Annotated in this window: 9 protein-coding genes and 1 pseudogene; 4 read left to right on the forward strand and 6 right to left on the reverse strand. The window is 62.4% G+C overall.

What is annotated here, in order from left to right; genetic code table 11:
* Positions 1-34: 34 nt before the first annotated feature.
* Positions 35-931, reverse strand: coding sequence for a LysR family transcriptional regulator (locus K0H47_RS18175; RefSeq protein WP_063031899.1), 897 nt, complete (start codon positions 929-931; stop codon positions 35-37).
* 117 nt (positions 932-1,048) lie between these two features.
* On the opposite strand from K0H47_RS18175, the gene K0H47_RS18180 reads away from it, so the two are divergent.
* The 3 genes from K0H47_RS18180 (at position 1,049) to K0H47_RS18190 (ending at position 4,306) form a co-directional block, all read left to right on the forward strand.
* Positions 1,049-1,714 carry an RraA family protein gene (locus K0H47_RS18180; protein WP_219273358.1) on the forward strand — a complete coding sequence of 222 codons (666 nt, stop codon included), beginning with the start codon at positions 1,049-1,051 and terminating at the stop codon, positions 1,712-1,714.
* An 11-nt stretch (positions 1,715-1,725) separates the two neighbouring features.
* On the forward strand, positions 1,726-2,934 hold the full coding sequence (locus K0H47_RS18185) for a pyridoxal phosphate-dependent aminotransferase (protein WP_219273359.1): 1,209 nt from the start codon (positions 1,726-1,728) through the stop codon (positions 2,932-2,934).
* 91 nt (positions 2,935-3,025) lie between these two features.
* On the forward strand, positions 3,026-4,306 hold the full coding sequence (locus K0H47_RS18190; RefSeq protein ID WP_219273360.1) for a cation:dicarboxylate symporter family transporter: 1,281 nt from the start codon (positions 3,026-3,028) through the stop codon (positions 4,304-4,306).
* 9 nt (positions 4,307-4,315) lie between these two features.
* Here K0H47_RS18190 and yghU read toward each other — a convergent pair whose 3' ends face one another.
* From yghU to K0H47_RS18210, 5 genes and pseudogenes are all read right to left on the reverse strand, one after another.
* Positions 4,316-5,149, reverse strand: coding sequence for a glutathione-dependent disulfide-bond oxidoreductase (yghU, locus tag K0H47_RS18195; protein WP_063031905.1), 834 nt, complete (start codon positions 5,147-5,149; stop codon positions 4,316-4,318).
* 29 nt (positions 5,150-5,178) lie between these two features.
* Positions 5,179-5,274, reverse strand: a pseudogene (locus tag K0H47_RS31320) (outer membrane lipoprotein carrier protein LolA); the annotation flags it as partial.
* A gap of 8 nt (positions 5,275-5,282) precedes the next feature.
* Positions 5,283-6,710: an efflux transporter outer membrane subunit gene (locus K0H47_RS18200; RefSeq protein ID WP_219273361.1), complete on the reverse strand. Its 1,428-nt coding sequence runs from the start codon at positions 6,708-6,710 to the stop codon at positions 5,283-5,285.
* Positions 6,703-7,884: an efflux RND transporter periplasmic adaptor subunit gene (locus tag K0H47_RS18205; RefSeq protein WP_218264631.1), complete on the reverse strand. Its 1,182-nt coding sequence runs from the start codon at positions 7,882-7,884 to the stop codon at positions 6,703-6,705. The genes K0H47_RS18200 and K0H47_RS18205 overlap by 8 nt, the downstream gene beginning before the upstream one ends.
* A gap of 1 nt (position 7,885) precedes the next feature.
* Positions 7,886-11,074: an efflux RND transporter permease subunit gene (locus K0H47_RS18210; protein WP_219273362.1), complete on the reverse strand. Its 3,189-nt coding sequence runs from the start codon at positions 11,072-11,074 to the stop codon at positions 7,886-7,888.
* Positions 11,075-11,383: 309 nt separating this feature from the next.
* Between K0H47_RS18210 and K0H47_RS18215 the strand changes: the two genes are divergently transcribed.
* Positions 11,384-11,770, forward strand: a complete 387-nt coding sequence (locus tag K0H47_RS18215; RefSeq protein ID WP_017478718.1) for a MarR family winged helix-turn-helix transcriptional regulator — start codon at positions 11,384-11,386, stop codon at positions 11,768-11,770.
* Positions 11,771-11,869: the final 99 nt, after the last annotated feature.

An 11,869-nucleotide genomic window follows, 5' to 3' on the forward strand; every position in this document is an offset into this window, starting at 1 on the left:
GCCAGCAGCCGTTACCCAAATAACGGATATACACTCAAAACAACAACCGCGAAAAATCACAACACTGCACCGCCAACTGCGCCACATTCTGGTTCAAGCCAAACTGCCGATCCCCGCGATGCAACGCCACATACCCAACCTTGGGCAGCGCCGGTTCCGTCTCCAATGCGCGTAATTCTCCGCGCTCGATCAAATGCGACAAGCACGCCTTGGGCAAGTAACTCACCCCCACCCCGGACAGCGCCAGCCCAACCTGCACCAGCAAGTTATGGCTGGTCAGCTTACGCGGCATCTGCACAGCATGCGCCGCCAGCCAGCGCTCATAAAGCAGGCCCGTCCCGGAGTGCGAACCCTGGGTCAGCACCGTGTACCCCGCCAACGCCTCAAGCCCTACCGGATCAGGCTCACTGACTAACCACGGGGCGCACATCCAGGCGTTTTCCACACTGCCCAGCGGCGTACTCAGGAAGCGCGAATCACTGTAGGCATCAGGCACGATCACCAGGTCCAGCTCATCACTCTCCAGCTTGCGAAACAGCTCGCTGCTCAACTCCACCGAAGGCTCGATCTGCACTTTGGGATACGCCTCACGCAACGCTTCCACCAGCGCCGGCAACCAAGTGAAGGCCGTCAATTCCGTCACCCCCAGGCGAAACCTGCGCACCAGCACTTCGCGGGTACTGACCCGCTCCAGCAAGTAGTCGCGACGTTCCAGCAGGTCCTTGGCGTAGTCGAGCAACTCGGCGCCTTTTTCGGTCAGCCGGGCATTGCGTTTGCTGCGGTCGAAAATCTCGACATCGAAGGTTTCTTCCAACTCCTGGATGCGCTTGGAAATCGCCGACTGCGACATGTTCAGCTTGTTCGCCGCCGCCTCGAAACTGCCCAGCTCGGCAATCCAGTACAACGCGTCGATTTGCTTGAACGTGATCATCGGCCACCTCCCATGAGAAAAAGCGATCCTATCAGATAATAAAATATCGCTAAAACTGCTTCTTCATCGCTCCTAAGATCTAGCCACAGACCCATAAGATCAATCGGAGTTACAGCCATGTCCTTGCCCGGTTCCCGCATCCTCCCCAACCCACCGCTGGCTTCCGCCGAAGTACTTGAAGCCTTTACTCACGTGGTCACCCCGCACATCAGCGACAACCTCGGCCGGCACATCGGCGCCCGCGGGCTGAACCGCTACAACCGCACCGGCAAGCTGGTGGGTACCGCGCTCACGGTGAAAACCCGCCCCGGCGACAACCTGCTGATCTACAAGGCCTTGAGCATGCTCGAGCCGGGCCATGTGCTGGTGGTGGACGCCCAGGGCGACACCAACAACGCGGTGATCGGCGAACTGGTCAAACTCTACGCCCAGCAACGCGGCTGCGTGGGGTTTGTGATTGACGGGGCGATCCGTGATGTCGCGAGCTTCGAGGACACGCCTTGTTATGCCCGCAGCGTGGTGCATTGCGGGCCTTACAAGACCGGCCCGGGCGAGGTGAATGTACCGGTGTCCATCGGCGGCATGCTGATCAATCCGGGGGATGTGCTGGTGGGTGACGAAGACGGCCTGGTCGCCTTCTCCCAGGCCGACGCCCCCGAAGTACTGCGCAAGGCGGCTCAACACGCGGCCCACGAAGAGGAAGTCAAAGCCGAAATCGCCAGCGGTGCGGTGCGCCAGAGCTGGATCGACAAGGTGCTGCAGCAGGCCGGCCTGGCAGGTTGAAGGGGAACATCATGAGCACTGCATTTCTCTCCGATCGGGTGCTGGGCATCGCGCCCTCCCCGAGCATCGCCGCCAACGCACTGGTCAGCGAACTGCGCGCCCAGGGCCGGGACATCGTCAACTTCACCGTGGGCGAGCCGGACTTCGATACGCCCGCGCATATCCTCGAAGCAGCCAGCGCCGCGATGCACAGTGGCGACACCCACTACACCGCCACCAGCGGCACCCTCGCCCTGCGCCAGGCGATCTGCCTCAAGCTCAAGCGCGATAACCAGCTGGACTATGGGCTGGACGAAGTGATCGCCGGGTGCGGTGGCAAGCACATCATTTATCACGCCCTGGCGGCGACCCTGAATCGCGGCGACGAAGTCATCGTGCACACGCCGTATTGGGTGTCGTACCCGGACATCGCACGGCTGAATGACGCGACGCCGGTGATCATTCCCGGCGACGAGTCACTGGGGTTCAAGCTGTCGCCTCAGGCCCTGGAACAGGCGATCACCTCGCGCAGCAAATGGGTGATCCTCAACAGCCCGAACAACCCCAGCGGCGCGGTGTACAACGAGGCCGAACTGCTGGCCCTGGCCGCGGTGCTGCGGCGCCATCCCCATGTGCTGATCATGGCGGACGAGATCTATGAGCACTTCGTCTACGACGATGCCCGCCACGTTTCCCTGACCCGACTCGCACCGGACCTGAAACCGCGCACGCTGATCGTCAACGGTGCCTCCAAGGGCTATGCCATGACCGGCTGGCGCCTGGGTTTCGGGGCTGGTCCGGCGTGGCTGATTGCGGCCATTGCCAAGTTGCTTTCGCAAACCACCACCTGCCCCAGTTCCCTCAGCCAGGCTGCCGCAGTTGCCGCCTTCGCCGGCGACCAGGCGCCCATCGCCGGCATGCGCGAGGTGTACCAGCAACGCCGCGAACGCATGCTGGGCCTGCTCGAAGAGATTCCCGGCGTGAGCTTCACCCCGCCGGATGGCGCGTTCTACGTGTTCGCCAACGTCGCCGGATTGATCGGCAAGACCACCCCGCACGGCGAGCGGATCGACGGCGACACACAACTGGCCGAGTACCTGCTGCGGGAATACGGCCTGGCCACCGTGAGTGGTGCGGCGTACGGCATGTCGCCTTATATCCGGCTGTCGTTCGCCAGCTCGCTTGAAGTGATTGAAGAAGGTTGCCGTCGCCTGAATGAAGCGTGCCATCGATTGCGCTGACGGATACCCGCCCCACCCGGCGGCCAGGGATGGCCGCTCATTGACTGCCTAGAACAACACTCATAATCATTGATATAAATGAGGCATTCCCATGCACAAGCCCCGCATCGCGCTGGTCTGGCAAATCCTGATCGGCCTGCTCGCCGGCATCGCCATCGGTGCCCTGCTGCACCGTTTTCCCGAATCCCGGCCGTGGCTGGTGGACAACCTGCTGCAACCGGCGGGCGATATCTTTATCAAGCTGATGAAGATGATCGTCGTGCCCATCGTGTTTGCCTGCATGGTGGTGGGCATCGCCGGGCACGGTGACGGTAAATCGTTGGGACGCATCGGGGTCAAGTCCCTGGGCTATTTCTTCTGCATCACCACCCTGGCGATCATCGTCGGGCTGGTGATGGGCAACCTGCTCCAGCCGGGCGCCGGCACTGAACTGGCCAGCCTGAAAGCCAACGCCGTGACCTTGCCCACCAGTAGCACCGGTGGCGGCCACAGCCTGGGGCAGATCATTGTCGGGATCATCCCGGACAACGTGATCAACGCCATGGCCCAGGGCAGCTTGCTGTCGGTACTGTTCTTAGCGGTGATGTTTGGCCTCGGGGTTTCGCGCTTGCCCGCCGAGCGCAAGGACCCGGTGATTGCCCTGCTGCGCGGGGTGTCGGAGGCAATGTTCAAGGTGACGTCGATGATCATGGCCTACTCGCCTATCGGCGTGTTCGGGATGATCGCAGTGACCGTGGCCAACTTCGGGTTCAGTTCGCTGCTGCCGTTGGCCAAGTTGATCATGGTCAGCTACGTGTCGATTGCGTTCTTCGTGCTGGTGGTGCTCAACCTGGTGGCGCGGCTGTGCGGGATCAACCTGTTTGCGTTGATGCGGCATATCAAGGATGAGCTGATCCTGGCGTTCTCCACCGCCAGCTCGGCGGCGGTGATGCCGCAACTGATGAAGAAGCTCGAAACCTACGGCGTGCCGCCTTCGCTGGTGAGCTTTGTGGTGCCGGTGGGGTACTCGTTCAACCTGGACGGTGCGTCGCTGTTTTTGGGGATCGGCACGCTGTTCGTGGCGCAGTTGTATGGCATCGACCTGAGCCTGGGCGACCAGGCACTGTTGGTGGTGACCATGGTGCTGACGTCCAAGGGCGCGGCCGGGGTGCCGGGGTTCATGTTCGTGATTCTGTCGGCGACCCTGGCGAGTGCGGGCTTGCCGTTGGAGGGCATCGCCTTCATCGCCGGGGTGTATCGCCTGATGGAAATGCCGACCACTGCGTTGAATGTGCTGGGCAATGCCCTGGCACCGCTGGTGATCGCCAAGTGGGAGCGCCGTGAGGGCACTGCTGAAACCTGTGGTAAGGGGACAAGCCCCTCACCACAGTAAGCGCTGTTGTCAGTCGAGGTCCGACGCGTCATGACGCTCGCGCAGTTGCTCTGAAGGATCGCCCGACACGCGGTTGACCCGGCGCCCTCGCTGCACCGCCGGCCGTGCTTCGATGGCGTTGGCCCAGCGCACGACGTGCTTGTAATCCTGCACCGAGAGAAACTCCCCCGCCTCATACAAGCGGCCTTTCACCAGGCCGCCGTACCACGGCCAGATCGCCATGTCGGCGATGGTGTATTCGTCGCCGGCGATGTATTCGTGCTCGGCCAGTTGCTTGTCCAGCACGTCCAGTTGGCGTTTGGTTTCCATGGCGAAGCGGTCGATGGCGTATTCGATCTTGGTCGGCGCGTAGGCATAGAAATGCCCAAACCCACCGCCCAGGTACGGCGCGCTGCCCATCTGCCAGAACAACCACGACAGGCACTCGGCACGGGCCGCCGGTTCGGTGGGCAGGAACGCGCCGAACTTCTCGGCCAGGTATTGCAGGATCGCCCCGGACTCGAACACTCGAATCGGCTTGGGCCCGCTGCGGTCCAGCAGCGCGGGAATCTTCGAGTTCGGGTTCACGCCGACGAAGCCACTGCCGAACTGGTCGCCGTCACCGATCTTGATCAACCACGCATCGTATTCCGCACCCTTGTGACCCAGGGCCAGCAGCTCTTCCAGCAGGATCGTGACCTTCTGGCCATTGGGCGTTGCCAGGGAATACAGCTGCAACGGATGACGACCGACCGGCAATTCCTTGTCGTGGGTCGCGCCGGCGATGGGCCGGTTGATGCTGGCGAAGGTGCCGCCGTTTTGGGTTTTCCAGGTCCAGACTTTTGGCGGTACGTAATCAGTCATGCCACTACTCCTTGGATTCAATGTTCACAACAACTAACGGTAGGAGCGAGCTTGCTCGCGAAAAACCCGAGAGCGCCCTGTGCTTTCAGCATGCCCGCGTTATCGCTGACGATCTTCGCGAGCAAGCTCGCCCCTACAGGTTCTTTTGGGCCAGTTGGGCAATATCCCAGCCGCCACCCAGTGCCTTGATCAGCCCTACGTTGGCGCTTAACTGTTGAGTCTGTAGATCCAGCACAGTTCGCTGCGCCTGCAACGACGCTACCTGCGCCGTCACCACATCCAAGTACGCCGCTCCGCCCTGGCGATAGCGCGCCAGGGACAAGTCCTCGGCGTACTGCGCCGCAGCGGCGGCATCGCGCTGGTCAACCAGGGCGGTGTCGAGCCCGGAGATGATCGACAGGTTGTTCTCCACCTGCTCGAACGCGGTCAACACTACACCACGATACTTGGCCGCGGCTTCATCGGTTGCCGCCTTGGCACTGTCGACTCCGGCCTGGCGCGCGCCGCCGTCAAAGATTGTCCCCACCAGCGACGGGCCAATGGCCCAGAAGATGTTGGGCGCACTCAACAAATGCGCGAACTCATCGCTCTGGAAGCCGCCTTGGGCACTCAAGGTGAGGGCCGGGAACCAGGCGGCTTTCGCGACGCCTATGCGTGCATTGGCCGAGGCAATCCGGCGCTCGGCAGCGGCGATATCCGGCCGACGCTGCAACAGCGTAGACGGTACACCGGTGGGCACGCCGGGCAAGGCGATGTCCGCAACGCTGGGGGCAATCGCGTAGGTCGATGCGGACTCACCCAGCATCGCCGCTATCGAGTGTTCGAGCACTGCACGCTGCACCAAATTCTGGCTCAGTTGCGATTTGACCGTCGACAGTTGGGTACGCGCCCGCGCTACGTCCAGGCCGGAAACGATACCGCCGCCGTGCAAGCCTTCGGTCAGGCTCAGGGCCTTGGCATAGGCATCGCTGGTTTCCTGTAGCAGTTGGTCTTGCCGGTCGACGCCACGCAAGCGGATGTAGCTGTCGGCCAATTGCGCCTGCAAGCTCAGACGTACTGAGGCCAGGTCAGCCTTGGCGGCCTGGGCGTCGCTGGTGCCGGCGGCAACGGTGTCGCGCACACGGCCCCAGAGGTCGACTTCATAGTCCAGTTCTACCCCCACGGTGCCGGAGTCATAGACATTCGGCGGGCTGGCCGAGCGCAGTGGCCGGGTGTCCGACTGGCGAATGCGCTGGGCATTGCTGGAGCCGATCAGCTTTGGAAACAGCCCGGATTGTGCCTGGGCCAAAAACGCCTGGGCCTGGGAATAATGAGCCAGTGCCGCGCTCAAGTCCGGGTTGTTTTGCAGCAACTGCTGCTCCATGGCGTCCAGTTGCGGGTCCTTGTAGATGTGCCACCAACCGTCGCGACTCGCTTGGTCGTTCGGCGTGCCGACGGTCCACGGGCCCTGGGTATGGAACTGCGCGGCAATGGGTACCTCCGGCACGTCCAGCGGCGGCGCCAGGTGGCAGGCACCCAGGCTCAGGGTCGCGACCAATACCAGGCAAGTGCGCTTAGCCATGGGGTTTGACCTCTGTAGTGTTGGCGGCCAGTTGCACCGAGTCGTCGTCGGCCAAGCCGTCGGGCGGGGTGTCGATCACCCGGTCAGTGGCGACGAGGCCACTGCCGATTTCCACGCTGTCACCAAAGTCCCGGGCGATGGTCACGGTCTTGAAGTGCACATGATTATTCGCGTCGAGAGTGGCCACGCGCATGCCCTTGTCATCGAACACCAGGGCGCTGGCAGGCAGGCGCAGCACGTCGGTCTGCACCGGCAAGGTGAACTGCACGCTGGTGTAGCCGCCCGGCAACAGGCGGCTGCCAGGGTTGTCCACCAGCAGTTGCACCAGGGTGCTGCCGGACGCGGCGTTCACCGCATCCGCAGTGGCGATCACCTTGGCGTTGAAGGTTTCACCGCGATACTCCGGCACGCTCAGACGTGCCACGGTGCCCACTTGGATCTGCGGCGCCGACGACTGCGGCACCTGCACATACACTCGCAGGCGGCTGACGTCAGAGACCGCGAACAGCTCTTTACCGGTGGCACCGCCGGCACTGATCAGCGCCCCCACATCGGTGGAGCGCGCGGTGACCACACCAGCGAACGGTGCGGTCAACCGCTGGAAGCCCTTGGTGGCAATCAACTGGTCGACGTTGGCCTTGGCCGCGACCACTTTGGCCTGCTTGGCGGTGAGGTCGCCGGTTCGCTCATCCACGTCCTGGCGCGACACCGAATCCGAAGCCAGCATCGCCTGCCAGCGCTTGGCGGTGGTCTGCGCCAGCGACTCGTCGGCCTGGGCTGAAGCCAGCACGGCCTTGGCTTGCAGCAGTTGCTGATCGAGCTCCGGCGTGTCGATTTCGGCCAGCAGTTGCCCGGCCTTTACGTGATCGCCGATGTCGACGTTCCAGGTCTTGAGGTAGCCATTGACCCGGGCAAAGATCGACGCCCGGGAGTACGCCTCAAGGCGCCCCGGCAAATTCAGGATCGGCCCTTGGGGCTGCACGCTCGGGGTGATCAGGATCACGCTGGGCAAAGCCTGGGCGTCGGTCCAGGTTTTCAGGTCGCGGGATTCGCTGGCGCGCACGCCGATGCCAAACACCACCACGGCGACCAGTACTACCAGCCCCAGCACCAGCCAGAGCAGACCACGGGATTTACGGCGGGGTGAACCCGGATTGGAAACGGAAGTGGACATGTCAAACCCCTTGAGTGGCGGTGGTCGCAAGCGTGGCGTGCTGACGCCGCCCGTTCACAAGACTGAAAATCAGCGGAACCAGGAACAGCGTGGCAATGGTGGCGAAGGCCAACCCGCCGATGACCGCACGGCCCAGCGGAGCGTTCTGTTCGCCGCCCTCCCCCAGGCTCAGGGCCATCGGCGCCATGCCGATGATCATCGAAATCGCGGTCATCAATACCGGACGCAGACGGGTAAAGCCGGCTTCAAGCGCCGCCTGCACCGCATCCCCGTGCACGGCCAGGCGTTCGCGGCAGAAGCTGACTACGAGAATAGCGTTGGCGGTGGCCACGCCCATGCACATGATCGCCCCGGTCAAGGCCGGTACCGACAGCGGCGTGTGGGTGATGAACAGCATCCACACAATGCCCGCGAGCGCCGCCGGCAAGGCGGTGATGATCACGAACGGGTCAACCCAGGACTGGAAGTTGACCACGATCAGCAGGTAGATCAGCACCACGGCGCCGAGCAGGCCAAACAGCAAGCCACTGAAGGCTGCGTTCATGGTTTGCACCTGGCCCTGCAACAGCACCTTGGAACCGGTGGGCACCTCGCTGGCGTGGGCGGCGAGGATTTTCTGGATGTCGGCGGCGACGGCGCCGAGGTCGCGGCCCTGGATCGCGGTCAACACCTCCACCACCGGCTGGATATCCGATTGGGTCACCACTGAGTTGCTGTGGCTGCGGTCGATGGAAGCCAGGCCGCCGAGGGTCTGGTCCGCTGCCGCACCGGCACTGCCGCTCAACGGCAGGTTATGCAACGCGGCCAGGGTGTCGAGGCCGTATTGCGGGGTTTGCATCACAATCGGGTAGGACACGCCGTTGGCCGGGTTGAGCCAGAACGTCGGCGCCACCTGGCTGGAACCGGCGAGGTTAACCACCAGGCTGTTAGTCACGTCACGCTCGTTCAGGCCCACCAGTTGGGCTTGAGTGCGGTCCACGTTGATATTGAAGGTTGGCAGCTGCCGCGACTGCTGGATACGCGCATCCACCACCCCCGGCACCCGCCGGATTTCCCGCAGCAACGTGCTGGCATAGGTGAAGTTGGCTGGCAGGTTATTGCCGCTGACTTGCACATCCACCGGCGCGGAAGACCCGAAGTTGAGGATCTGCCCGACGATGTCCGACGCCGGGAACGAGAACACCGCATTCGGGAATTCGCGAGGCAGTCGTTCCCGCAGTTCGCGCATGTATTCGGCGGTGGGACGATGGCCCTCTTTCAGGCTGATCTGGATATCGCTGTCCTGGGAGCCCACGGTGCCGGTGTTGTTATAGGCCACGTTGATCCCGCTGATGGCCAGGCCGATGTTATCGACGATAGCCGCCAGCTCCTGGGGCTCAATCACTTTATGAATGGTGTTTTCGATCTGCGACACCAGCCGCGCATTGCTTTCGACCCGTGTGCCAATCGGTGCACGCACATGCAGCAGGATCTGCCCGGAGTCGACCTCGGGGAAGAAGTTGCGACCCAGAAACGGCACCAGCGCAAACGACACGGCGACAAACGCCAGCAGCGCGATTACCACGATACGGCGGTGATGCAAGGCACTCTCCAGTGCCCCGTGGTAAACCCCGCGAAACGCCTCGAACTGGCGCTCGAACCCGCGCTGGAATTTCACCAACGGGTTACTCGACGGCGCGACCACCGGCGTGCCGTCGGCATGATGTTCGTGAGGCTTGAGCAGGTAATTGGCGAGGGTCGGCACCAGGGTTCGGGAGAGGATGAACGAGGCGATCATCGCGAAGATCACCGCTTCCGCCATCGGCACAAACAGGAAGCGCGCCACGCCTTCCAGGAAAAACATCGGCACGAACACAATGCAGATACACAGCAGCGACACGAACGCCGGCGTCACGATCTGCGCCGCACCGTCGAGGATCGCCGTCTCCACCGGCTTGCCCTGCTCCAAGTGCCAGTTGATGTTCTCAATGGTCACCGTGGCGTCGTCCACCAGAATCCCCACGGCCAATGCCAGGCCGCCGAGGGTCATGATGTTGAGGGTTTCGCCGAGCGCCGACAGCGTGGCAATCGACGACAGGATGGCCAGCGGAATCGAGGTAGCGATGATCACCGTGGAGCGCCAACTGCCGAGGAACAACAGGATCATCAGGCTGGTCAGCGCCGCTGCAATCACGCCCTCACGGGCCACACCGCTGATGGCCGAACGCACGAACAGCGACTGGTCGCCGATCAGATCGATGTTCAGGTTGGGCGGCAACGCGCCTTTATTGTCGGCCAGTTTGTCCTTGATCCCGGCAATCACCCCGAGGGTCGACGCCGAACCGGTCTTGAGCACCGGCAGCAACACGGAACGGTTGCCGTTGACGTGCACGATGTTGGTCTGCGGCGGGTTGCCGTCACGGACGGTGGCCACGTCACGAATCAACACTGTGGTGCCGTCGGCGGTCTTGATCGGCAGGTTTTCCAGGTCGTGGAAATCCGTCGGCGAGTTGTTCAGTTGCAGGTTGAACTCGTAGCTGCCGATCTTTTGCGTGCCCACCGGCGTGATCAGGTTCTGGGTGGCCAGGGCGGTGGCAACGTCTTGCGCCGACAGCCCGCGCGCCTGCATCCGCGCCGAGTCGAGGTCGATCTGTACCTGGCGGGTCTTGCCGCCGAAGGGGTATGGGAGTGCCGCACCGGGCACGGTGGTCAGCATCAGGCGTACGGTGTTGAGGCCCAGGTCGCCCAGCCTCTGTTCGGTGAGGCCTTTGCCGGACAATGCCAGTTGCACGATCGGCACCGTAGAGGCGCTGTAGTTGAGTACCAGCGGCGGCGTGGTGCCCGGTGGCAATTGACGCAAGATGGCCTGGGACACCGAAGTCACTTGTGCGTTGGCCGTACTGATATTGACCCCCGGCTGGAAGTACACCTTGACGATGCCGAAGCCGTTCAACGACTCCGCCTCGATATGGCGGATGTCGTTGACCGTGGTGGTCAGCACCCGCTCGAACGGCGAGGTGATCCGGCCGGCCATCTGATCCGGAGGCAAGCCGGTGTACTGCCAGATCACGGCAATCACAGGAATGCGAATTTCGGGGAAGATGTCGGTCGGGGTACGCCAGGCCGCGAGCGGGCCCACAATCAGAATGAAAATAGCCAATACCAGGAAGGTATAGGGGCGCCGCAATGCGATGCGCACGAGGTTGAGCATAGATGTGATCCAGACAGGAAGTTGATGACTGAAGGAGGTACCAAACAGCGCTTCCCTCCTGCCCCGCCCGTCTGTAATCCGGGCCAACTGCACTGACATCCGGTCAAAATAGAGGCATATGCCACGATATAGCGTTTAGAGGCATACGCAACTAATTTGTTGCTACATGTGTCAATATTCATCTTGCCGGATTAACGTTCGGTTAACCCTTTAGCTGTAGCGAGTGATCAGCCTGTGAAATGCGCACCGCCCGTCCTCAATAGTCCCAGCACCTGTTCCAATGGAGCCGTGCGTCGTGCGTCCCGGCGGATGGCGCAAATCTATGATGAGGCGTTTTTGCCGTTTGGGCTGAAGGCCACTCAGTATTCGTTGATGAACCACATTGCCAATGGGGACGCGCCCAAAATGCGTGACTTGGCGCAGTCGTTGGTGATGGATTTGTCGGCCCTGGGGCATACGCTCAAGCCGCTGGTGCGGGATGGGCTGGTGGTGTTGCGGGTGGATGAGTTGGACCGCCGTAGCCGGAGGGTGCTGTTGACCGATGCGGGGCAGCGTAAGTACGAGGAGGCGCGGGTGGTGTCCAGGCAGATGGCGGTGCGGTTTGATGAGGTGTTTGGGGCTGAGGCGGCTTGCGAGTTGCGCAAGGCCATGGACTTTATTGCGTCTGATGAGTTTGCTCGGGCGTTGTTGGGTTAGGGGGCATATCCGTTATTTAGGTAACGGCTGCCTATGGTTCCGCTCTTACAGCGGCTCACTTTTGAACAGCGCAAAAGTAAGCAAAACGCTCTTGCCCCA

Origin of the sequence: Pseudomonas sp. Xaverov 83 (assembly GCF_019352905.1) — a bacterium.
GTDB lineage: Bacteria > Pseudomonadota > Gammaproteobacteria > Pseudomonadales > Pseudomonadaceae > Aquipseudomonas > Aquipseudomonas yamanorum.

Bases quoted from the DNA above. Each gene is read 5' to 3' on its own strand.
- K0H47_RS18190 (WP_219273360.1), top strand. From the start codon at position 3,026: ATGCACAAGCCCCGCATCGCGCTGGTCTGGCAAATCCTGATCGGCCTG.
- K0H47_RS18210 (WP_219273362.1), bottom strand. From the start codon at position 11,074: ATGCTCAACCTCGTGCGCATCGCATTGCGGCGCCCCTATACCTTCCTG.
- K0H47_RS18205 (WP_218264631.1), bottom strand. From the start codon at position 7,884: ATGTCCACTTCCGTTTCCAATCCGGGTTCACCCCGCCGTAAATCCCGT.
- K0H47_RS18215 (WP_017478718.1), top strand. From the start codon at position 11,384: ATGGCGCAAATCTATGATGAGGCGTTTTTGCCGTTTGGGCTGAAGGCC.
- K0H47_RS18200 (WP_219273361.1), bottom strand. From the start codon at position 6,710: ATGGCTAAGCGCACTTGCCTGGTATTGGTCGCGACCCTGAGCCTGGGT.
- K0H47_RS18175 (WP_063031899.1), bottom strand. From the start codon at position 931: ATGATCACGTTCAAGCAAATCGACGCGTTGTACTGGATTGCCGAGCTG.
- yghU (WP_063031905.1), bottom strand. From the start codon at position 5,149: ATGACTGATTACGTACCGCCAAAAGTCTGGACCTGGAAAACCCAAAAC.
- K0H47_RS18180 (WP_219273358.1), top strand. From the start codon at position 1,049: ATGTCCTTGCCCGGTTCCCGCATCCTCCCCAACCCACCGCTGGCTTCC.
- K0H47_RS18185 (WP_219273359.1), top strand. From the start codon at position 1,726: ATGAGCACTGCATTTCTCTCCGATCGGGTGCTGGGCATCGCGCCCTCC.